Genomic DNA, 21,565 nt, shown 5'->3' with positions numbered 1-21,565 from the left:
GACATGACCGACTTTCCGAAAACAGCCAAAGCCGTCATCATCGGCGGCGGGATCATCGGCTGCTCGACCGCGTATCACCTGGCCAAGCTGGGCTGGACAGATACGGTACTGCTGGAGCGCAAGAAACTGACCTCGGGTACGACATTTCACGCGGCGGGATTGGTGGGCCAGCTTCGATCGAACGCCAATATCACGCAGTTGCTGGGCTACTCGGTCGATCTGTACAACAAGATCGAAGAGGAAACCGGGCTCGGCACCGGTTGGAAGATGAACGGTGGCCTGCGGCTGGCCTGTAACGAAGAACGTTGGACCGAGGTTAAACGCCAGGCCACAACGGCGCATTCCTTCGGTCTGGACATGCAGCTTTTGACTCCTTCCGAAGCGCAGGACCTGTGGCCGCTGATGGACGTCTCTGACGTGATCGGCGCGGCGTATCTGCCGACGGATGGTCAGGCGAACCCGTCAGACATCACTCAGGCGCTGGCCAAGGGCGCACGCATGGCCGGAGCGAAGATATTCGAGGACACCAAGGTCACCGATATCGAATTCGAAGATGGCAAGATCCGCGCGGTGATCACCGAACATGGCCGGATCGAATGCGAAAAGGTGATCTGCTGTGCCGGTCAGTGGACCCGTACATTTTCGGGACGTTTTGGCGTCAACGTGCCCCTGGTGCCGATGGAGCATCAATATATGGTGACGGAACCCTTTGACGTGCCTTCCAACCTGCCGACCCTGCGCGACCCGGACCGACTGACATACTACAAGGAAGAGGTCGGCGGGCTGGTCATGGGAGGGTACGAGCCAAACCCGATCCCCTGGGCAACCAAAGGCATCCCGCAGGGCTTCCACTACACGCTGCTCGACAGCAACTTCGATCATTTCGAACAACTGATGGAGCTGGCCCTTGGCCGTGTTCCCGCTTTGGAGAATGCGGGTGTCAAAACGCTGACCAACGGGCCTGAAAGCTTCACGCCCGACGGCAATTTCATCATCGGTGAAGCGCCAGAGTTGCGCAACTTCTTCGTCGGTGCGGGTTTCAACGCCTTCGGCATCGCAGCTGGTGGTGGGGCGGGCATGGCGCTGGCCGAATGGGTCCACAAGGGCGAGCCGCCTTTCGATTTGTGGTCCGCCGACATCCGCCGCTTTGGCCGCCCGCATTTCGACACCGACTGGGTGCGCACCCGCACGGTCGAGGCATACGGCAAGCACTACACGATGGGCTGGCCGCATGAAGAACACGACTCGGGGCGGCCCTGCCGCAAATCTCCGCTCTATGAAACGCTAAAAGATCAGGGCGCGTGCTTTGGTGAGAAACTGGGCTGGGAACGCCCGAACTGGTACGCCGATGCCTCGCTGGGTGAAACAGCCAAAGATGAGTACAGCTTCGGCCGTCAGAACTGGTTCAGTGCCGTGGGCCGCGAACACAAAGCCGCGCGCGAGGCGGCAGTGCTGTTCGACCAGACCTCTTTCGCCAAATTCGCCCTTAAGGGTCCGGATGCGCTGGTCGCTATGAACTGGATCTGCGCCAATGACGTGGACAAGCCCGTGGGCGCGCTGACCTATACGCAGATGTTGAACGACAAGGGCGGGATCGAGTGCGACCTGACCGTGGGCCGCGTCGCGCATGATGAGTTTTACATCGTCACCGGCACCGGCTTTGCCACCCATGATTTCGACTGGATCAGCCGCAATATCCCCGAAGGTCTCAACTGTCAGCTTTTTGATATCACCTCATCCAATGCCGTGCTGTCGCTGATGGGCCCGAAAGCGCGCGATATTCTGGCGAAGGTCACGCGCGATGACGTTTCGAACGACCGCTTCAAGTTCGGCACGATCCGCACAATCGGCATCGCCGGGTGCCCGGTCAAGGCACTGCGCGTGACCTATGTAGGCGAGCTTGGCTGGGAACTGCACCTGCCGGTGGAATATGCCCAGACGGTTTATTCCGCCCTGATGGCTGCGGGCCAGCCGCACGGTCTGGTGAACGCAGGCTATCGGGCGATTGAATCGCTGCGGCTCGAAAAAGGGTATCGCGCCTGGGGTGCGGAAATCGGCCCTGACCACACGCCATTCGAAAGCGGGCTGGGCTGGGCGGTGAAGCTGCGCAAGAACGTCGACTTCAAAGGCCGGTCTGCGTCGGAAAAACAAAGGGCCGAAGGCGTCAAAAAGATGCTGGCCTGTTTCACCGTCGACCCGGATGTTATTCTGCTGGGCCGCGAGACGATCTATCGCGACGGCAAGCGCGTCGGCTGGCTGACCTCGGGTGGCCATGGCTTCACCGTGGGCAAATCCATCGGTTACGGCTATGTCCGCAACCCCGAGGGGGTCGACCCGGGATTTGTAACATCCGGCAGGTACGAGCTGGAGGTCGCTACCCAACGCGTTCCCTGCGAAGTCACTTTGCAGCCGCTGTACGATCCGAAAATGGAACGTGTCAAAGCATAAAAGCGACGATACCGGAAGGTTAAGACCTTGTGGTACCGGTAACGTAACAACAGAAGGGAACGGCCAAGCGCCGATACTGGCTTCAGACGGCGGAGTAACTTCCGCCGCGACGCCGGAACTTCATACTGAACTTTCGAGGTTGCTGAGCGACCAAAACCGAAAAACCGATACCCGTCCGAACCGGAAAGACAGGCGACAAGTTTTGCATCAGAGTCGGTTCTCCTTCCTGGCGGACTGACCAATTGGAAGCGCTGGCAGCAAGCCGCCAATTGCGATCAGCCCTGCCCCGACCCATCCCCAGAAATCCGGCAGGTTGTTCCAGATCGCATAGCCAAAGATGATGGCCCAGATCATCCCGGAGTACTCTACCGGTGCCATCAAGCTGAGCGGCGAAACCGAACAGGCTGTCGTTCGACAATACACGCATAAGGCGCCGAACAGCCCAAGTAGAACAACAAGCCACAAATCCGGCGTCTCGGGCAGGTGATCCCCCGTCGGAACCAGAAGGACAGCGACCAGAAAAATCGTCAGATATTCATAGCCCGTGATTGCTTCTGGCGTGTCGCGGCGGGACAGGGCGCGCGCCGCCGCAAGGCCGAAGGCACTGCAAAAAGCCGCGGCCAGCGGAAGCAAAGCGGCCATGTTCATGCCGACGCCCGGCGGGCGGATAATGAGACATGCACCCAAAGCTCCGGCAACCACCGCTAAGACCTGCAGGACGCTCGCGTGTTCCCGAAAGAACAGGGAAGACAGACACATTGAAATGATCGGGGAAACCATGAAAATGATCGTCACTTCGGCCAGAGGCAGTACCTTCAGACCTGCGATGAAAAATACATCGTTCCCAAGGTCAGCAAGCCTCGGCCAATCATCAGCGGCCACCGTGGCGACACCATCGAACGCCAGGTCGACGGGGCGATGATCCCGAAGAAAAACAGCAGCCCGAACACGCTTTCGAAGAATATGACCTGAAGCTCAGAATATGTCTGGGCCAGCATTTTTGCGACCGCATCCAGCGCGGACATGAAAAACACGCCCAGCGCAAACAAGATTATCCCGCGCGCGCTCCCTTGAAACTGACGAAGCATGGCGCTCATTGGCCGACCTGGTTGAAAACCGAAGTGCGTTCCAGATAAAACTGCGACGAAAACCTGCCCGGATTCTGCTTCAGGAAGTCCTTCATGAAGGTTAGCATTTCGACCGCATCAGCTTTCTTTACATCGACTTTGCCATGGTCCAGCCAGTCTTCAAAACGGGCGAGTTCCTTTAGATCAAACCCTTTTTGACGACCGTATACGATCATGTTGCAATAGGAACGGTGTGAGAAATATGTCCGGCTCATATGCGCTTCAAAAGCTGCTGCGGTTTCTTGTGAAATGACCCCGTTTTCCAACGCAGCCGCCAGCGTGGCCTTGATGTTCACCAATGGTTCAGACAATGCGGGATAACCCAGTTCGGCGGGTCCGTGGTTCAGGGCGACTTCGTCGTCCCGTGTAATCCGGCCAGTGCGGTAATCCTAGAAAACGCGCCCGATCCCCTTCATGCCGAAATCGCAAAGCTCGGCGGCTCTTAGCGCTCCCATGCTGGCGCTGCCGAAGACGTGAACGCCTTGGTCAAGCGCCCAAAGTATTTCCTTGTGCAAGACCGAAGGTGTCAGCTGAAAGTACCCGTCAATGATACCGATGGCATGGGGGTTGCGCGCTATCACGGCCATCACATCCCCCTGTGCAGCAGGTGGCAGGTATTCAGCGTCAAGAATACTCAATGCTTCACTTTTCCGGATCGTGGGGCCGCAAAATACGAATATGGTCATTGGGCCGGTTCCAGCTGTCTTTGCGCCCGCACCCCCATTGCGTAGCGCGGGTCGTCGCTTGGACCTTCCAGTCCCGGAACAAGCACACGGACCACCGAAATATGTTTGGCCACATAGTCCGCGGTTATGTCGATGATGTATGCGTCGTGAAGTCCAGCATTCTGCAAGCCCGCTAATATCTGATCCAGATCATCATCCGGGGTTGCTGTGTCCTGCGATTTTCTTGACCCGAACTCAAGCTTTCCGGGCCTTGCGATTGTCTCGTGAAATTCCATTTCGCGATAGAACTCCCTGGACAAGTCATCGCGGGAACCGGTGATCAGCGTCAGCCGTTCCTGTGCGGCTTCTGTCAGCGCGCGGGACAATGCGATTTCGCGGCAAGGGTGACACCCCGCACCGACCGAGGGCCGCGGCAGCAAAACCGGCAGGTTTCCTTTCTCGCATGTCCAGACCAGATATGCAGGCACACCAATGTCGGAAGTGACGTCCCAGATCGCCACATCAATATCCGCGTCTTGGAATTTTTTTAGAATCGCAAGAAGTGAGCCGCCGCAAATCGTATCTTGGTCGATGCGTCGCGCGTCACGATCTGTCCAGGGCAATTGCGACCATAGCGCTATGGCGTCGCGTTCAATGACTTCGCACAAGGCGTGGCAGGCGGCTTCGGCAAAGGTGTTTCCTGACGCCAAGCCGTTGGAGCTTGAAAGGAAGAACCCACTGCCGGGCGGCAAAGGCCGTGTGTAATTTGTGTGTATCAGTTCATATGGCGCCCAGGCCCCGGAATTATCCCAAGCGCTTTCACCTCCAGCCCCGGATACCCGATACCGGGCGCGACCGGAAGATCTTGCGATGATCCTGTTTACATCAGGTACGACAGGTGTGCCCAACGGCGTTCAGGTCAGCCATGCCAATCTGGCGAATATCCTGCTGACCGCGCCCGGTGATCTGGGAATGCGCCCGGGCATGAAGGTTGGACAGGTTCTATCCATCGCTTTCGACATGGCCGCCTGGGAAACACTGGGGGCGCTGTCAAATGGGGCAACTCTGGTCATTCGTGGCAAGTCCATTCAGGAAACGGCTGAACAAGTGGATGTTCTGATCGCCACGCCGTCAATCCTGAACGCGCTAGATCATACACTATGCCAACAGGTCAAAGTCGCCGCCGTGGCCGGAGAACCCTGCCCTCGCCCCCTTGCCGACAGGTGGTCGGCATTCTGCACATTCTACAATTCCTGTGGTCCGACAGAGACGACAATCATCAACACGGCCGAGCCGCATCACCCCGACAAACAGATCCTGTCCATCGGTCGTCCGACACCCAACAACACGGTCTACATTCTGGACGAAAACCTGCGCGCCCTCCCAATCGGCCAGAAGGGTGAGATGTGGGCCGGTGGGGATTGCGTGACAACCGGATACCTCGCCAACCCTGAGCTGACGGATGAGCGTTACCGCCCTGATCCGTTTCGCCCTGGCCATATGATGTTTCGCACCCGCGATCTGGGCCGATGGAGAGCTCGAACATTTCGGCCGCGTTGATGATCTGGTCAAGGTACGCGGCTTTCGGGTGGAACTGGACAGCGTCTCAGGCGCGCTTGAACAGTCGCCCTGCTGCCAACAGGCCGTGACGCTGCAATATGACAGCCGAAATCTGGTAAGTTTCATCTCGCCTGCTTCCGCCTGCCCCAAGCGTGCGGCGCGATCGGTTGCGGACCGTCTGCCCTATTATTGCTGTCCGGCTGTGGTGACGCCGATGGACGCGCTGCCACGGACACCACGCGGCAAACTGGACAAGCGCATGCTGAAGCAACTCGCCCGTGACCACATCGCGCAAACCGGGACGGAGCTGAAGTGATGACAACTCAAACCACAAATCTGCAATCCCGGGGCCTGAACTGGCGGCGGGTCACACGGCACCCGGCGTTGATGGAATACTGGCGACTGGCGGCGCTGGTTGCCGTCGTCAATCTGGGTGTTTTCGTGAAGGGGCTGCACCAGGGCAGGTGGTTTCATGATGGTGAGTACGCGCTGCACCTCATCGCGGACATGGCGTTGATCAACCTGAGCATCGGTATCCTGATCCGGCAGCAAAGGGTGGTCAACGCATTGTTCTGGCTGGCGACCCGGGTTCCGACATCCTGGCCTTTGTGGATTCGCTGGGGTGCCGGCAAGGTCTTTCATTTTGGCGGACTGCATTCAGGATGTACCGTTGCGGGCACGATCTGGTTCGGGTTCTTGCTGTTTGGAATGATCGCGAACAGGGGTGCAGGGGCGGCTTCGCCCTCGGGCCTGACACTGACGCTAAGCGCCGCCATGGTCGTGTTGATGACCGTCATGGTGGTTTCGGCGCTGGGACCGATCCGAGCCCGCTTCCATAATATGTTCGAGAAAATCCATCGCTTCATCGGATGGACCGTCCTGGCGCTGTTCTGGGCACAGACGGTATCAATAAGTTCTGACACTGGCGATGCATTGTTGCGCAGCGCTGCGTTCTGGATGCTTTGCCTGATCACGCTGTCGATCCTGTCTCCGTGGCTGACGCTGAAACGGGTGAAGGTTGATATTGTCAAACCGTCGAACCATGCGGTGATTGCCCGGTTCGAATACGGCGACACGCCGTTCCCCGGCAGTTCCAACGCCATCAGTCACACACCGTTTGGAGAGTATCACTCTTTCGCCAATATCCCGGCCCCGAACCAGAAAAGCTACCGGCTGGCAATCAGCCGGGCCGGAGACTGGACAGAACGATTCATCGACAACCCGCCTGACAGGGTCTGGGTCAAAGGCATCACGACATCTGGCGTGGCCCGAATTGAGGTTTTGTTCAAAAAGGTCGTTTATATCGGCACCGGGTCCGGAATTGGTCCGATCCTGCCTCATCTTCTGGCCGGTGACGTGCCGAACAGGCTGATTTGGTCGACCCGAAGCCCCCGAAAGACCTATGGGAACGCGTTGGTTGACGAGATCGAAGCGCATACTGATACCCCTCTGATCTGGGACACTGATAAACGGGGTAAACCGAACCTTTCCGCATTGGCTTTGCAGTCGGTTCGTGACAGCGACGCCGAGGCTGTCATCGTGATTTCGAACCAGAAGCTTACGCGAAAAGTCGTGCACGACATGGAAAGCCTGGGCATCCCCGCCTATGGCGCAATCTGGGACAGTTGATCATGTATGAGACAATTCAGACGGAAACTCACGGGCGTGTCGCCACAATCCGCTTCAACCGGCCGGATCGACTGAACGCCCTGAATTCGCGGGTCATGCATGAGGCGCTGGACGCGGCAACCAACTTTGAGGCCGATCCGGCAATCGGCTGCCTGATCCTGACCGGAAACGAGCGCGCCTTTGCGGCCGGGGCTGACATCAGCGAGTTGGCGGTTCAGACCTATGCCAGCATGCAGGCCAGTGACTTCTTTGGCGGCTGGGACCGGTTCGCCGCACTGAAACTGCCAAAGATTGCAGCTGTTGGCGGCTACGCGTTGGGCGGCGGGTGCGAGATTGCCCTGATGTGCGACGTCATCCTGGCGTCGGACACCGCAAAATTTGGCCAGCCTGAAATCAAGATCGGCTGTATTCCCGGTATCGGCGGCACGCAGCGCCTTACCCGGCTGGTTGGACGGGCCAGGGCGATGGACATGATCCTGACCGGTCGCATGGTGGATGCGCAGGAGGCGCTTCAGATGGGTCTGATCAGTCGCGTAGTACCGTCCGAAGAACTTGAACAAACCGCACAGGATGTAGGACGAACCATTTCCGGCTATGCACCTGACATCGCAGAAATGGCTCGTGCCTGTGTAAACATGGCCGAACATCGCACGCTGGATTCCGGTCTTCGCTATGAGCGGCAGATGTACCACGCCCTTTATGGATTGCCGGCGCAACAGGAAGGCATGAACGCGTTTCTGGAAAAGAGAGAACCCCGGTTCCATCCCGTTTGATTTCCATCGAACGGGAAAGATCGGGATTGACTTTCCCAAAATTGTATACAGCTATGCGTACAATTGCATCCAGTGGGGCCACGCCATGCAGACCTGTTACGGTGGAAAAACGGTATACGGAGCCAACCTTGGCATTCTTATGCTTGAAACGCAGTTTCCGCGCATTCCCGGCGACATCGGAAATGCGCTTACCTGGCCTTTCCCGGTACAGTACCGCGTCGTGCGCAGCGCCACGCCCGAGTTGGTGGTGCGCAATGATGCACGGGAACTGGTTGACCTTTTCATCGAAGCCGCAAAAGACCTGGTTGCCTCAGGCTGCGACGGTATCACGACAAATTGCGGTTTTCTGTCGATTGTTCAGGACAGGCTGGCCGAGGCGGTACGGGTTCCTGTTGCCACATCCTCTCTGATGCAGGCCCCCATGATTCAGGCAATGCTTCCCCCCGAAAAACGCGTGGGCATTCTGACGATCTCGAAAGAAACGCTGACGCCGGCCCATCTGGCTGCCGCGAATGTACCGGCTGATACTCCGGTCGTGGGCACCGAGGGTGGTCGGGCGTTTACCCGTGATATACTGGGAGATGCCCCCGAAATCGATTTTGCGGCATGCCGGCTGGATATGCTTGATGCGGCGCGGCAACTGGTGACAGAACATCCGGATGTCGGCGCAATCTTGCTGGAATGCACCAATATGACGCCTTACGCGGCGGACGTCCGCAAACTGACCGGACTGCCAGTGTTCTCGATCTACACTTTCCTGAAATGGTTTCATGAATCGCTTGTACCGGATCGGTTTTCCCCGGAACTGGATGATCCACTGCTGGGGTTGGCGAGGTAGACATCGCACATCCTGACCCAGCTGCGTGACACAGTTGGGCAGGACTGTGGGTCTACAAGTTCCCCGGAACGTAGAGTTGGGAAAACGCCACGCGCACCAATTCGACCGTCTGTTCACTGCGGCGTTCAATGTGACGCCGTAAAGCTACGATCGCGGCGTCTTTGTCCCGTGCCTTTACCGCATTCAGGATGATGCGATGCTGTGACAAGGAAGAGTGATCATAGTCAGGCGTATCCCGGCGATCACGCAGCAGCCGCAAGTTTATCATCCTTACATACCGGATGCGTTCGTTCACGTTGTACAGCAGCCGGACCAGTTCATTGTTGCCCGACAGTGTCGCGAGCTTGACATGAAACTCTTCGTCCATGCGCAAAAGAACATTCAGATCGCTGCAAACAGAATAGGATTTCTCGGCCTCGTCCAGATAGGCGACAACCTCGGCGATTGCGTTGTCATCCGCTCCTTCAATGGTACGGATCAGCGCCTCGGTCTCAAGCGCGCATCGTAGCTGGTAAAGTTCCAGAATCTTGTCGGGGCTGAGTGGGCGGCAAAAAAACCCTTTGCCAAGTTCGAAAGTCAGGAACCCTTCGGCGGCAAGCCGGTTCAATGCCTCGCGCAGTGGGGTGCGGCTGACATCAAGGGTTTTTGTCAACGCGGTCTCATTCAGGCGCTCACCGGGCATGAACTCGAAACTGATCGCCTTCTTGCGTAACGCCTCGTAGGCGCGTTCTACGCTTCCTTCGGATTTGGACATCTCATACCCAACAGTTCGGATTTTGCCCGTTCTATCAAAGCGCACGGGAAAAGAAACATTTGTCTTCACAGATTGCGACAGTACTGTATACAGGCTGGAATACGATGCAAGGGGCGATGATTCTCGCCACAATGGGATGATATGACGTCTGAGGCTCAACAAGTCGTCGTAATTGGCGCCGGAATCGTCGGTGTCTCGACCGCTATCTGGTTGCGTCGCAAGGGCGTCGACGTCACCATTGTGGACCGCAACGCGCCAGGGGATGACAGGGCGACGTCATATGGCAATGCCGGGGTGCTGGCGGCATGCTCAGTCGCCCCTGTCACGGCGCCGGGACTGGTTCTCAAAGGTCCCCGAATGGCCTTGGACCCGAACTTCCCGCTTTTTCTGCGCTGGTCCTATTTGCCACGGCTTGTGCCATGGCTGACAAAATACCTGTCACATGCCAACGACAAGGACACCCGTAGAATTGCTGCCGGGCTTGCTCCGCTGACCTCGGACTCGGTCGAGCAGCACTTTGCCCTGACTAAGGGAACAGATGCCGCGCAATGGGTCCAAACCTCGGACTACAGTTTCGCCTATCCCGACCGCGCCACCTTCGAAGCGGACAGCTACACGTGGATGCTGCGTCAAACCGCAGGCTTTGAACCCGAGGTTTTGGAAGGGGACGCCGTTCGCGAGTTCGAGCCGAACCTGACGGGAAATCTGAAACTTCTGGCCGTGATGCATGATCACGGATTTTCACGCAGCCCCGGATCATACGTGGCCGCGCTTGCAACCGAAGCCGAAAAACTGGGGGCTTCGATCCGTCGGGCCGAGGTTACAGATTTCGAGTTCACTGAAGGTAAGGCAACGGCCGTGATAACGGACAGCGGCACGCTGCCCTGCTCCAATGTTGTTCTGGCGACCGGTGTCTGGTCCGGACCGTTGGCGAAAAAGCTTGGACTGTCCGTGCCGCTCGAAACCGAGCGCGGTTATCACATTGAATTCGCGGGGGCGGAAAACGGGCCATCGACCCCATTGATGATCACCACCGGCAAATTTGTCGCCACCCCGATGGCAAATGGGCTACGCTGTGCCGGTGTCGTCGAATTTGGCGGGCTGAAAGCCGGGCCTTCAAAGGCGCCGCTTGATTTGCTCAGGCGCAAGGTCGAGGAAAGCTTTCCGCACCTCAGGTTCGAAAACATGAACAGTTGGCTGGGCCATCGCCCTGCCCCGACCGACAGCCTGCCGTTGATCGGAGAGATTGGCCATAGCGGCGTACTGGCCGGGTTCGGGCATCATCATGTTGGCCTGACCGCCGGGCCCAAAACCGGACGCATTCTGGCTGGGCTGGTGACGGGAGAGCGCAGCAATATTGATCTGACCGTCTACGATCCGCAGCGGTTCTGAAGAAACGACCATAAACGCCCCGGAAATCAGGGGCCGAAAATAGGCAACAAGGGAGTTTGAAATGCCAAATACAATCACCAAAATTGCCGCTGGTGTCGCGGTAGCCACCGTATCAGCGGTATCGGCCAATGCTGAAACCTGGGATATGCCGATGGCCTATTCGGCCACCAACTTCCACTCGGCCACCGGTGCGATGTTTGCTGAATGCGTGACCACGGGAACGGCGGGTGAGTTGACCATTCAAACCCATCCGGGCGGCTCGCTCTATGCGGGTGCGGAAATAAAACGCGCAATCCAGACCGGGCAGGTCAACATCGGTGAGCGTCTGTTGTCCGGTCACCAGAACGAAAACGCGCTGTTCGGCTTTGACTCTGTTCCATTCCTTGCGACCTCGTTCGAGGATTCCGAAAAGCTGTGGGATGTGGCCAAGGGCCCGCTGTCCGAACTGCTGGCGGAACAGAACCTTCATCTGCTCTATTCGGTGCCGTGGCCGGGTCAGGGTCTGTATTTCGACCGCGAGGTCAACAAACTGGCCGATGCCGAAGGTCTGAAGTTCCGCGCCTATAACTCTGCCTCGGCCCGCATGGCCGAGCTTGCCGGGATGCTGCCGGTGCAGATCGAAGCCGCAGAAATCAGCCAGGCATTTGCGACGGGTGTGGCACAGGGCATGGTCTCGTCCGGGTCCACCGGTTACGACCGCAAAGTCTGGGAAAGCCTGTCGCATTACTACGGCGTGGATGCCTGGATGCCGCGCAACTATGTTCTGGTGAACATGGATGCCTGGAACGGCCTGGATGACGCGACCAAGAACGTTGTGAACGGCTGCGCCCTTGCCGCGGAATATGCAGGCGACTGGCGTTCGATCCAGTACACCGAGTTCACCGTGAACGAGCTGGGCAAGAACGGCATGACCACCGGCCCCGCAAGCGATGAACTGGCCGCTGAACTGCGCGCCATCGGCGAGACCATGACCGCCGAATGGCTGGAAGCTGCCGGCGAACAAGGTCAGCAAATCGTCGATGCCTTCAAGGCTGCCCAATAATCCTTGACTGAAACATGTCCCGATGCCGATCCGGCGTCGGGGCGCACAAGAGGAGAATTGCCGTGGCGCTGTTCAGTCTGTTGCGCGTTGTTCTGGATGCTCTGTACCGTTGGGCCGGATATGTCGCCGCTGTCTTTCTGATCCTGATCCTGTGTTTCGTCTCGATGCAGATGATCTCTCGATGGGTGGGTGAGGTTGTCGTGGGCGGACCAGATTTCACCGGCTATTGCATGGCCGCCGCGTCGTTTCTGGCGCTGCCCTATGCGCTGAACAGCGGCAGCCATATTCGGGTAAACCTGCTTTTGAACGCGCTTGGACGGTTCCGGCGATTTGGGGAAATCTGGTGCTGGGCAGTTGCCAGTTACCTGACATATCTGTTCGCGCGCTACGCCATCAAGCTGACCTATGAAAGCTATCGTTTCAACGACATCAGCCAGGGGCAGGACGCGTGGCCCATCTGGATCCCGCAGATGTCGATGGTCATCGGCACGGTCCTGCTGGCGATCTGCGCCTTCGACAACCTGATCAGTACCCTGTTCACGGGTAAGGACAACATTCGATCCGCCGGGGTCGATGTGCACGCGGAGTAAGCCCAGTGGAACAATTCTACCTCGTCTCCATCTTTCTGTTCGCGCTGTTTGTGCTTTTGGGCACAGGCGTCTGGGTCGCCCTCGCGCTGTTTGGCGTGGCTTACCTTGGACTTGAGATGTTCACATCACGCCCGGCTGGCGACGCGATGCTGACCCGTATCTGGACCGGATCCTCAAGCTGGACACTGACGGCGCTGCCGCTGTTCATCTGGATGGGCGAAATCCTGTTCCGAAGTCGATTATCGCAGGACATGTTTCGGGGTCTGAGCCCGTGGATGCAGCGTTTGCCGGGTGGCCTGGTCCATGTGAATATCGTCGGCTGCACAATATTTGCTGCCGTGTCCGGTTCTTCAGCGGCTACGCTCACCACCGTCGGCAAAATGTCGATCCCGGAACTGCGCAAACGGGAATACCCTGAATATATGATCATCGGGACCCTGACCGGCGCGGCGACGCTGGGCCTGATGATTCCGCCATCTCTGACCCTGATTGTGTACGGGGTCGCCGTCGAGCAATCGATTTCGAAACTGTTCATGGCAGGCATCCTGCCCGGTATCGTGCTGGCCAGCATGTTCATGGCCTATGTCGCTGGCTGGTCCTTTCTGCGCCGTGATGAAGTACCGGAAATCTCCGACCGTATGACCTTTGGGCAGAAACTGAACGAAAGCCGGTTTCTCATCCCGATCATCCTGCTGATCCTGGTGGTCATCGGCTCGATGTATGGCGGCTTTGCCACGGCAACAGAGGCTGCCGCCATTGGGGTCATCGGATCGTTCATACTGGCGGCCATGCAGGGATCGCTGACGAAGGAGGCCTTCATAGAAAGCCTTTTGGGTGCCACCCGAACCTCGGCCATGATCGCCTTTATCCTCATGGGTGCCATCGCCCTGACACTGGCGATGGGCTTTACCGGACTGCCGCGCGCGCTGGCGGAATATATCGAAGGGTTGCAACTGTCGCGCTTCTCTCTGCTGCTGGCGCTGATGCTGTTCTATATCATTCTCGGCATGTTTCTTGACGGCATCTCGTCGGTCGTCCTGACCATGGCGATTGTACAACCGATGGTCGAGGGCGCGGGCATAGATCTTATCTGGTTCGGAATCTTCATCGTGGTGGTTGTGGAAATGGCGCAGATTACACCCCCGATCGGTTTCAACCTGTTTGTCATGCAGGGGATCACTCGGCACGAGATGGGATATATCGCAAAGACCGCCCTGCCGCTGTTCCTGATCATGGTGGTGATGGTCTTCGTGATGATCGCTTTCCCGGAACTGGCCACCTGGCTGCCTGACAATATGCGGAACTCGGCAGGCCGGTAATCGGCCGGCCCCTTCCACACTTTATATTCACCTGTCACAGCAGGGGGGGGGGACCCACGTCATGACCCGATCCAAAATACTCGCAGCCGTTGACCTTGTGCACAAAGACAGCGACGCCCACGTCGTTCACGAAGCAATTTCGCTGGCCCGATCCCATGACAGCACGGTCGAGGTGATCTTTGTCATACCGGATCAGGAGCTCAGCTATGTTCAGGGTTACATCCCGGCAGAAATGCACCAGCAGGTACTGATCGAGGCAGAGAATGATCTGGCCGCGTATTGCGCCGACTTCAATTGGCACGGCGTCGCACACAAAACCAGGGTGCTGCGCGGTGTCGTTTACGAGCAATTGATCAACCACGCCGACGATCAGTCAGCAAGTTTCGTCGTGATCGGTGCCAGCAAACCATCGGTCCGGGATTTTCTGATCGGACCAAACGCTGCCCGGGTGTCGCGATACGCCCGTTGCAGCGTGCTGGTCGTGCGGCCGAACTGACCATCTGCCAACTCTCACTTTCGGAGACATACGTGAGCGACCATAAAATCGAAACTCTGCGCGTTCATCGCATTTCGATCCCCGCCAAAGCTGTCCATTCGCATGGCAGCGGCGACGTAGCAGGTATTAACGTTGCGATATTGGAAATGGTAACGGATACCGGCCTTACAGGCTGGGGCGAAGCCTCACCCTGGCCTGTCTTCACCGGAACCGCCGAGGCGAACGCCGCCGCCTTGCACGTGCACCTGCGCCCGCATCTGATCGGTCAGGACCCGGTCCAGGTCGAAAAGCACATGAACATGGCGGAGAAGGTGCTGATCGGCCACCCCGAGGCCAAGGCCGCGCTGGAAATGGCGCTGCTGGACATCACCGGCCAGATCACCGGCCTTTCGGTCTGCGAACTGGTCGGCGGTAAAATGCGTGACAGCATGGGGATGAGCTTTTCGGTCGCCAACCCAGATTTCGACGCTGACCTCGATGACATCGCCGCGATGTGGGAAGACGGCGTGCGCATCTTCAAGTTCAAGACCGGTTTTGCCGACCATAGGTTCGACCTTATGCGCTGTGAAAAACTGCGTGATATCTATGGCGACGAGGCGGACATCCGCATTGACTACAATCAGGGTCTTCCGGCCTATGACGCCGTGCGCTGCATCCGGGATCTCGAGGCGTTTCGCCCGACATTTGTCGAACAGCCCGTCAAGATGCACGAACGTGAAGCCCTGGCCCACATTGCGCATGTAATCGATACCCCGATCATGGCGGACGAAAGCGTGTTTGACCCCAAAGGCGCGCTTTACGGGGCGCAGATCCGGATCGCGGACATTTTCTCGCTCAAGATCATGAAATCCGGTGGTATTCGGCGGGCGCTGGAGGTGGCGGCAATCGCCCGTGCTGCCGGAATCGAGATCTATGGCGGCTGCATGTTCGAAACGGGACTGGCCCATGCCGCCGGTGCCCATCTGATGGCCGCCGTACCGGACCTGGTCCTGCAATGCGAATTCTACATGGCGACCTACTACGCCGCGGAAGACATTCTGACCGAACCCTTCCCTGTCAAAAACGGGCGGGTACACGTTCCGACCGGGCCGGGTCTGGGCGTTCAGGTCAATCCTGACATGCTGACAAAATACGCTGTCGCAGAACCTTTGACGTAATCTCAAAAACTTCGGATCGGCTGCATACAGCACTGTGTGCGGTGGTTGATCGGGAAAGGGAACCTACCCATGGAACACCAAGACACAAAGCGCATGAACGGCGCCCAGATCATCCTGAAGATGCTCGAATTGCTCGGCGTCCGCCATGTTTTCGGCCTGCCGGGGGAAACCACCATCGGCTGGTACAAGGAATGGCGTGAACACAGCAATATCGAGTTCGTCCTGACCCGCGATGAACGAACCGCATCCTACGCCGCCGAGGCCTATGCGAAGATCACTGGGCGCCCATGCGTTCTCGAAGCGCCCAGCCCCGGTGTCACCCATTGTTCGCCCGGCATCACCGAAGCATTCCTCAGCTCGGTTCCGGTGATCTTTTTCAGTTCGGACATTCCGATCAATCAGGACAAAAAACACGGCCTGACCGGGATCGATCAGACCAAACTCTACGACAGTATCTGCAAGGAAAGCTTTGTGCTGACCAACGCAAGGGAAATCCCGTTCCTGCTTCGCCGGGCCTTTCGTGTCGCAACCTCCGGTCGCCCGGCACCGGTGCATATCCGGGTGCCGATCAACATCTTCGGAGAAGAGGCGGAGATTGACGATCTCTATGCCGAGGCGGAATACAGCCAATACCCGGCGCACCGGCCAGTTGCCGACCACGGCAAAATTCGCTCTGCAATCGACATTCTTCTGGCTGCCAAAAAACCGGCCATTGTCTGCGGTCAGGGCGGGCTGATCTCAAAGGCCTCTGACGCAATTCTGGAACTGGCGGAACTTCTGCAAATCCCCGTCGGCACAACAACGCCCGGCAAAGGCACCATTCCAGAAGATCACCCACTGGCGCTGCGCGTCATCGGGGGGCGCGGCGGAATGGAATATTCCAACCAGTACGTGTTCGAAGCTGACACGATCTTCTTTGTCGGGTCAAACACCGACAGCGCTGCGACCGACCACTGGAAGCTGTACGGGGACCCGAAATCCAAGACCTTTCTGCATCTGGATATTGCCGAGGCGCATGTCGGCAACAACTTTCCCGTCAAAGTGGGCATGGTCGGCGACGCACGGGCCAGCATTGAATACATGGTCGAGATCATCAGGGCCGAGCACCCGAACCTGAAGCGCGACAGGATCGATCTGAACCCGGTGAAGAAAACCGCGCTCGACAATGTCTTCAACTCGAACATCCCGATGCCCGAAGGGACGATCTCGCCGGTCAAGCTCAGCCAAGCGCTGGACAAAATCATGCCGGACGACGCCGTGATCACGTCGGAGCCGGGCGTCAGCGCGATCTACCCGTCTGCCCTTCTGACGTTCAAAAAGCCGGGCCGCCGTTACATCACCAACTACTCCATGGGGGCGCTGGGATATTCGGTGCCTGCCTGTCTGGGGGCGTCCTATGCCAATGACGGTCCGGTGATTTCCTTTACCGGTGACGGGTCGTTCGGATTTGTCATTGGCGACATGGAGTCGATCAAGCGTTCCGGCAAAAACGTTACGATCATCCTGACCCGCAACGACACATTCGGCTGGATCCGGGGCGAAGCTATCCTTCTGGACGAAATAGATGAACCGTGGTCCACCGACTTCGGCCGTGTGGATTACTGCAAGGTTGCCGAGGGGTTTGGTTTCCGTACCGCGAAAATCACAAGTGAGTCAGAAATAGAGGCTGTTCTGTCTGAGGCGATCGCCAACCCCGGAGCGAACTTCATCGAAATCATGGTTCCGTCGCAGGACAAGATCGTCCCGTTTGTACCGAACTGGGTACGCGCTGCGCGGGCCAAAAACCTGCCGCACTTCTACTGACTCAAGCCGCAGCCCCATTGGCCGGGGGCCGTGCAAAACCCTTCTTATTCCGACAGGGACAGTAGGAAAGGTATTAGGTTGCGCGTGCTGACACGCGCCAACACGGACAACGAAATCGCCTCAGCCCCGGCACACGGCCTGAGCTATTTCAGTAATGGCATGATGGAGTGATTTGGCCGAGGACCGAGGGCCAAGGGCCGAGAAGGACGTTCCGGTCTCGTGGCACCACAGGTAGCAACCGATGTGGTGGATCGAGCATCGGGTTGCGGCACCGGATTGCATGGTTCGGATATCAACATTGCAAAGCCGTTCGAACAGATCGCAGGCGGCCGGGCCGGTAATGTCAAACCGGCACCAGCCGTCGGTTTGTTCGACAACGGAAGCAGTGTTTCCGACAGCGGCCTTGACCTCAGCTGCCAGCATCTCTTGGCTTGCGTGATCGGCATCGATCATCCAACTGTCCGGACCAATCCAGAATGCCGAAAAGGCCGATGTCGCCACCGATTGGCCGGGCGCAGGCAGAGCCGCACCGATCAACTCATTTGCCTTGGTGACACACGCTGCCTCATGCCCTTGACGTGCGGTCAGTGACGCCAGCGCCCGCGAGGTGTTTTCCGTGATCGTCAAGCCGGGAAAGCCGTCTGATCGGGGCTCGGCACCTCCAAGCGGTGTGAGCGGTTTCAGTTTATGCACGCTGACGTCCTCCATCGGGATCGACAAAATGGGCGCTGACCACCTCGACCTTCACTTCGCTGCCCTCCAGCGGGTTGACCAGACGCAGAACCTCGCCCATCCGATCTGCACCGTTCTTCAGGAACCCGATGCCGATCGAACTGTGCAGGACCGGTGAATAGGCGGCCGAAGTGACATAGCCCTGGTCGTGGGCCGCATCGACCGGACCATCACTGGTCATCAAATGGCCCCCTGCGACCACGGGGTCGTCGGCATCCACCGGTTTGAAGCCCACCAGACGCAGAGCGTCTTCCTCGTTCAGCCCAGCGCGCTCGCTCAGGGTGTTGCCGATGCAGTCCTTCTTTTTACTGACCATCCGGCCCATACCAAGGTTCAGCGCCGTGGTAGTGCCGTTCAGCTCATTGCCGGTGGCATGCCCCTTTTCGATCCGCATGACGCCCAAGGCTTCTGTGCCATAGGGAACCACACCGAATTCCTCTCCCGCCTCCATCAGCGCGCGGATCATCGCATCGCCATAGCGTGTGGGCACGGCGATTTCATAGGCCAGCTCGCCGCTGAAAGAGATACGGAACAAACGCGCCCGGCAACCGCCGCAAACGGTGACCTCGGCGCAGGCCATGAACGGGAACGCTTTGTTCGATAGATCGAAACCCGGATCGACAATCTTTTCCAGCAACTTGCGGGAATTCGGTCCGGCCACTGCATACTGGGCCCAGGCCTCGGTGGTCGAGATCAACTGCACGTCCAGATCGGGCCACAGACATTGCCGCGCAAACTCCATCTGGCGGTAAACCAGAACGGCGTTGGCGGTGGTTGTCGTGACCACTAAGTGGTCGTCGGCCAGTCGCGCAGCGGTGCCGTCGTCATAGGCGATGCCGTCTTCACGCAGCATCAGGCCATAGCGTACCTTGCCAACCGGCAGTTTTGCGAACCCGTTGGCATAGATTCTGTTCAGGAACCCCGCCGCGTCCGTTCCCTGCACGTCGATCTTGCCCAGGGTGGTAACATCGCAGACACCAACCGATTTGCGGGTCTGCAGAACCTCGCGATCCACCGATTGCCGCCAGTGCGTCTCACCCTTTTGCGGGAACCATTGTGCCCGCAGCCAATCGCCGACTTCGGTGAACACCGCGCCCTGTTCCGTTGCCCATTTGTGGCTGGGCGTCTCTCGGGTCGGATGGAAATGTTTGCCGACCGACCGGCCAGCCAGAGCACCCATGGCAACCGGCGTATAGGGCGGGCGGAAGATGGTGGTGCCGGTTTCCGGGATCGACTTGCCTGTCATCTCGGCCATCACCGCCAGGCCACCCATATTCGACGTCTTGCCCTGGTCGGTGGCCATACCCAGCGTGGTATAGCGTTTCAGATGTTCGACCGAGACATAGTTCTCCTGATGCGCCAGTTTGACATCCTTGACGGTCACGTCGTTCTGCTGGTCGATCCAGGCGCGGCCCTTGCCCTCTTTCACATACCAGAAGGGTTGCAGGTTCACCGGTGCGTCCTCGGCCTGCGGTATATCCCCGACCTGCGCCGCAATCCCGAGGCCCGACAGTGCTGCCGCCGCCCCTTCTGCGCCGGATTTCAGCGCGCCGTGGGTCGACATCAAGCCAGCCGCGGCCCCGGCGACCGACATTCCGACCGGTAACACGTCACCCGGAACAAACGCTGCAAGACCCTCGTTCCATTGCGGGCGCCCGCGCTGATGGCATGTCAGGTGCACATTGGGGTTCCAACCGCCTGAGACAGCCAGACCGCCGCATATGATATCGCGGGTGAACCCTTTCGCTGTACGGACCGTCACCGACCCCAGACCCAGTCTGCCCTTGCTGTTGATCACCTGCGCACCGGCGAACAGTTCCGTCCCTTCGATGGCGGGTGCGTCGGCCCGCGTGTCGATCACGGCGGTGACATGTACACCTTTGGATATCAGGTCGGCAGCCGTGCGATGACCGTCATCGTTGTTGGTAAACACCGCCATGTGTTCGTGCGGTGTCACTGCCCAGCGATTGGCATAGGCCCGGGTTGCCCCGGCCAGCATCACGCCGGGGCGATCATTGTTGGCAAATGCGATGGGCCGCTCGGTTGCGCCGGCACATAACAGCGCCCGTTTCGAATAAATCCGCCACATGATCTGCCGGGGCTGCCCGACACCGGGCGTCAGTACGTGATCGGCCACCCGCTCGACAGCGCCATAGGTGCCATGATCGAAAGCCCCGATCACGGTGGTGCGCGACAGCAGGCGTACATTGTCCATTGCCGACAACTCTGCCACGGCCTGCGCTGCCCAGTCCGATCCGGCCATTCGGCCGACCTCGTAACTTTCGGCGTTAAGGCGCCCGCCCAGAACAAAATCCTCGTCCGCCAGAATGACCCGAGCACCTGCTCGGCCAGCTGTCAGCGCGGCCATCAGGCCCGCCGGACCGGCCCCGATCACCAGCAGATCGCAATGCAGAAAGCCCTTGTCGTATAAATCAGGGTCGTCCTGTCCGGACACGCTGCCCAAACCGGCCGCGCGCCGGATCGCCGGTTCATAGAGCTTTTCCCAGAACGCCTTCGGCCACATGAATGTCTTGTAATAAAAGCCTGCGGTCAGGAAGTTGCTGAACATGTCATTGACCGACAACACATCCCGCTTCAGCGACGGCCAGCGGTTTTGCGATTTTGCCTCGAGCCCGTCAAAAAGCTCGGCCACGGTGGCACGGGTGTTGGGCTCCTGCCGCGCGCCCGAGCGGAGTTCGACCAGCGCGTTGGGCTCTTCTGATCCGGACGTCAACGGCCCGCGTGGACGGTGATACTTGAACGACCGACTCATCAGCTGCACGCCATTGGCCAGCAGGGCCGAGGCCAGTGTGTCGCCAGGGTGACCCTGATATCTTTTACCGTCAAAGCTGAAGCTCAGGGGTTGGGTCTGATCGACAAGCCCACCATTCAACCGGTTGGTCTGTACACTCATTTGCTGCGCCCCCTTGCCCGGGCCACATCACGGGCCAGTTCGACGGATGTGATCTCATGCGTCAAGGTGTTGCGCGTCACCACCAACCAGGACCGGTCGCCTTGCTCGTGATACCACAACTCACGATGCTCTCCGGCCGGGTTGTCGCGCAGATAGAGATAGTCGTGAAAGGCGTCAGCAGCATTTTCGGCCTGCCAGTCGGGGCGGTCGATCAGGGCAGCGTCGCCGAGATAGACAAACTCCTGCGCATCGCGGGGCCCAAGAAGCGGATGGTTGATAATCAAGGCATTGGCTCCTGTCGCATTTTCGAACCGCGGAACCGGTTA

General features: G+C 58.5%; 20 protein-coding genes and 1 pseudogene. 13 read left to right on the top strand and 8 right to left on the bottom strand.

Going from position 1 to position 21,565, the window contains the following annotated elements; genetic code table 11:
- The first annotated feature begins 3 nt into the window (after window positions 1-3).
- Window positions 4-2,448 carry a GcvT family protein gene (locus ACR0CG_RS14735; protein WP_480525858.1) on the top strand — a complete coding sequence of 815 codons (2,445 nt, stop codon included), beginning with the start codon at window positions 4-6 and terminating at the stop codon, window positions 2,446-2,448.
- Between the two features lie 207 nt (window positions 2,449-2,655).
- Here the strand turns inward: ACR0CG_RS14735 and ACR0CG_RS14730 are convergent, their stop codons facing one another.
- The 4 genes and pseudogenes from ACR0CG_RS14730 to ACR0CG_RS14715 all read right to left on the bottom strand — a co-directional run bounded on the left by ACR0CG_RS14730 (window position 2,656) and on the right by ACR0CG_RS14715 (window position 5,148).
- On the bottom strand, window positions 2,656-3,330 hold the full coding sequence (locus tag ACR0CG_RS14730) for a DMT family transporter (RefSeq protein ID WP_480525856.1): 675 nt from the start codon (window positions 3,328-3,330) through the stop codon (window positions 2,656-2,658).
- Complete coding sequence (locus ACR0CG_RS14725; RefSeq protein ID WP_480525854.1) at window positions 3,264-3,545, bottom strand: hypothetical protein; 282 nt, start codon at window positions 3,543-3,545, stop codon at window positions 3,264-3,266. The genes ACR0CG_RS14730 and ACR0CG_RS14725 overlap by 67 nt, the downstream gene beginning before the upstream one ends.
- Window positions 3,542-4,162 (bottom strand): annotated as a pseudogene (locus tag ACR0CG_RS14720) (TfuA-like protein). The gene ACR0CG_RS14725 and the pseudogene ACR0CG_RS14720 overlap by 4 nt, the downstream one beginning before the upstream one ends.
- Before the next feature lie 95 nt (window positions 4,163-4,257).
- Window positions 4,258-5,148 (bottom strand): YcaO-like family protein, encoded by an 891-nt coding sequence (locus ACR0CG_RS14715; protein ID WP_480525852.1) that lies wholly within the window; start codon window positions 5,146-5,148, stop codon window positions 4,258-4,260.
- On the opposite strand from ACR0CG_RS14715, the gene ACR0CG_RS14710 reads away from it, so the two are divergent.
- The 5 genes from ACR0CG_RS14710 (at window position 5,111) to ACR0CG_RS14690 (ending at window position 9,040) form a co-directional block, all read left to right on the top strand.
- Window positions 5,111-5,800 carry an AMP-binding protein gene (locus tag ACR0CG_RS14710; RefSeq protein WP_480525850.1) on the top strand — a complete coding sequence of 230 codons (690 nt, stop codon included), beginning with the start codon at window positions 5,111-5,113 and terminating at the stop codon, window positions 5,798-5,800. The genes ACR0CG_RS14715 and ACR0CG_RS14710 overlap by 38 nt on opposite strands.
- A gap of 28 nt (window positions 5,801-5,828) precedes the next feature.
- Window positions 5,829-6,116 (top strand): hypothetical protein, encoded by a 288-nt coding sequence (locus ACR0CG_RS14705; RefSeq protein ID WP_480525848.1) that lies wholly within the window; start codon window positions 5,829-5,831, stop codon window positions 6,114-6,116.
- Complete coding sequence (locus ACR0CG_RS14700; protein ID WP_480525846.1) at window positions 6,116-7,429, top strand: hypothetical protein; 1,314 nt, start codon at window positions 6,116-6,118, stop codon at window positions 7,427-7,429. The genes ACR0CG_RS14705 and ACR0CG_RS14700 overlap by 1 nt, the downstream gene beginning before the upstream one ends.
- 2 nt (window positions 7,430-7,431) lie before the next feature.
- Window positions 7,432-8,202 (top strand): enoyl-CoA hydratase-related protein, encoded by a 771-nt coding sequence (locus tag ACR0CG_RS14695; protein WP_480525844.1) that lies wholly within the window; start codon window positions 7,432-7,434, stop codon window positions 8,200-8,202.
- Between the two features lie 85 nt (window positions 8,203-8,287).
- Window positions 8,288-9,040 (top strand): aspartate/glutamate racemase family protein, encoded by a 753-nt coding sequence (locus ACR0CG_RS14690; protein WP_480525842.1) that lies wholly within the window; start codon window positions 8,288-8,290, stop codon window positions 9,038-9,040.
- A 52-nt stretch (window positions 9,041-9,092) separates the two neighbouring features.
- On the opposite strand, the gene ACR0CG_RS14685 is transcribed toward ACR0CG_RS14690, so the two are convergent.
- A complete protein-coding gene (locus ACR0CG_RS14685) occupies window positions 9,093-9,794 on the bottom strand; it encodes a GntR family transcriptional regulator (RefSeq protein WP_480525841.1) in 702 nt (233 codons plus the stop codon).
- A 141-nt stretch (window positions 9,795-9,935) separates the two neighbouring features.
- Between ACR0CG_RS14685 and ACR0CG_RS14680 the strand changes: the two genes are divergently transcribed.
- The 7 genes from ACR0CG_RS14680 (at window position 9,936) to ACR0CG_RS14650 (ending at window position 17,593) form a co-directional block, all read left to right on the top strand.
- A complete protein-coding gene (locus ACR0CG_RS14680; RefSeq protein WP_480525839.1) occupies window positions 9,936-11,186 on the top strand; it encodes an NAD(P)/FAD-dependent oxidoreductase in 1,251 nt (416 codons plus the stop codon).
- A 61-nt stretch (window positions 11,187-11,247) separates the two neighbouring features.
- Window positions 11,248-12,228 carry a TRAP transporter substrate-binding protein gene (locus ACR0CG_RS14675; RefSeq protein WP_170611680.1) on the top strand — a complete coding sequence of 327 codons (981 nt, stop codon included), beginning with the start codon at window positions 11,248-11,250 and terminating at the stop codon, window positions 12,226-12,228.
- A gap of 62 nt (window positions 12,229-12,290) precedes the next feature.
- Window positions 12,291-12,818: a TRAP transporter small permease gene (locus ACR0CG_RS14670; RefSeq protein ID WP_480441505.1), complete on the top strand. Its 528-nt coding sequence runs from the start codon at window positions 12,291-12,293 to the stop codon at window positions 12,816-12,818.
- A 5-nt stretch (window positions 12,819-12,823) separates the two neighbouring features.
- Entirely contained in the window at window positions 12,824-14,137 is a 1,314-nt protein-coding gene (locus ACR0CG_RS14665) for a TRAP transporter large permease subunit (RefSeq protein WP_170611677.1), read from the top strand.
- Window positions 14,138-14,198: 61 nt separating this feature from the next.
- Window positions 14,199-14,633, top strand: a complete 435-nt coding sequence (locus ACR0CG_RS14660; RefSeq protein WP_170679100.1) for a universal stress protein — start codon at window positions 14,199-14,201, stop codon at window positions 14,631-14,633.
- Between the two features lie 32 nt (window positions 14,634-14,665).
- Window positions 14,666-15,790 (top strand): enolase C-terminal domain-like protein, encoded by a 1,125-nt coding sequence (locus ACR0CG_RS14655; protein ID WP_480525836.1) that lies wholly within the window; start codon window positions 14,666-14,668, stop codon window positions 15,788-15,790.
- Window positions 15,791-15,859: 69 nt separating this feature from the next.
- Complete coding sequence (locus ACR0CG_RS14650) at window positions 15,860-17,593, top strand: thiamine pyrophosphate-binding protein (protein WP_480525835.1); 1,734 nt, start codon at window positions 15,860-15,862, stop codon at window positions 17,591-17,593.
- A gap of 120 nt (window positions 17,594-17,713) precedes the next feature.
- Here the strand turns inward: ACR0CG_RS14650 and ACR0CG_RS14645 are convergent, their stop codons facing one another.
- Genes ACR0CG_RS14645 through ACR0CG_RS14635 form a run of 3 tightly spaced genes read right to left on the bottom strand, consistent with a single transcriptional unit; the run spans window position 17,714 to window position 21,523 of the window.
- A complete protein-coding gene (locus tag ACR0CG_RS14645) occupies window positions 17,714-18,286 on the bottom strand; it encodes a sarcosine oxidase subunit gamma (RefSeq protein ID WP_480525833.1) in 573 nt (190 codons plus the stop codon).
- Window positions 18,279-21,239, bottom strand: a complete 2,961-nt coding sequence (locus ACR0CG_RS14640; protein ID WP_480525831.1) for a sarcosine oxidase subunit alpha family protein — start codon at window positions 21,237-21,239, stop codon at window positions 18,279-18,281. The genes ACR0CG_RS14645 and ACR0CG_RS14640 overlap by 8 nt, the downstream gene beginning before the upstream one ends.
- A complete protein-coding gene (locus ACR0CG_RS14635; protein ID WP_170611665.1) occupies window positions 21,236-21,523 on the bottom strand; it encodes a sarcosine oxidase subunit delta in 288 nt (95 codons plus the stop codon). Before ACR0CG_RS14635 ends, ACR0CG_RS14640 begins: the two co-directional genes overlap by 4 nt.
- Between the last annotated feature and the right edge of the window lie 42 nt (window positions 21,524-21,565).

The organism is Ruegeria sp. AB8, from assembly GCF_056542605.1.
This window is presented reverse-complemented; position numbering and strand designations above follow the sequence as displayed.

What these genes read in the sequence shown, in the direction of transcription:
- ACR0CG_RS14735 (WP_480525858.1), top strand. Translation starts at nt 4, where the DNA reads ATGACCGACTTTCCGAAAACAGCCAAAGCCGTCATCATCGGCGGCGGG.
- ACR0CG_RS14725 (WP_480525854.1), bottom strand. Translation starts at nt 3,545, where the DNA reads ATGAGCGCCATGCTTCGTCAGTTTCAAGGGAGCGCGCGCGGGATAATC.
- ACR0CG_RS14710 (WP_480525850.1), top strand. Translation starts at nt 5,111, where the DNA reads ATGATCCTGTTTACATCAGGTACGACAGGTGTGCCCAACGGCGTTCAG.
- ACR0CG_RS14700 (WP_480525846.1), top strand. Translation starts at nt 6,116, where the DNA reads ATGACAACTCAAACCACAAATCTGCAATCCCGGGGCCTGAACTGGCGG.
- ACR0CG_RS14695 (WP_480525844.1), top strand. Translation starts at nt 7,432, where the DNA reads ATGTATGAGACAATTCAGACGGAAACTCACGGGCGTGTCGCCACAATC.
- ACR0CG_RS14690 (WP_480525842.1), top strand. Translation starts at nt 8,288, where the DNA reads ATGCAGACCTGTTACGGTGGAAAAACGGTATACGGAGCCAACCTTGGC.
- ACR0CG_RS14685 (WP_480525841.1), bottom strand. Translation starts at nt 9,794, where the DNA reads ATGTCCAAATCCGAAGGAAGCGTAGAACGCGCCTACGAGGCGTTACGC.
- ACR0CG_RS14680 (WP_480525839.1), top strand. Translation starts at nt 9,936, where the DNA reads ATGACGTCTGAGGCTCAACAAGTCGTCGTAATTGGCGCCGGAATCGTC.
- ACR0CG_RS14675 (WP_170611680.1), top strand. Translation starts at nt 11,248, where the DNA reads ATGCCAAATACAATCACCAAAATTGCCGCTGGTGTCGCGGTAGCCACC.
- ACR0CG_RS14660 (WP_170679100.1), top strand. Translation starts at nt 14,199, where the DNA reads ATGACCCGATCCAAAATACTCGCAGCCGTTGACCTTGTGCACAAAGAC.
- ACR0CG_RS14650 (WP_480525835.1), top strand. Translation starts at nt 15,860, where the DNA reads ATGGAACACCAAGACACAAAGCGCATGAACGGCGCCCAGATCATCCTG.
- ACR0CG_RS14640 (WP_480525831.1), bottom strand. Translation starts at nt 21,239, where the DNA reads ATGAGTGTACAGACCAACCGGTTGAATGGTGGGCTTGTCGATCAGACC.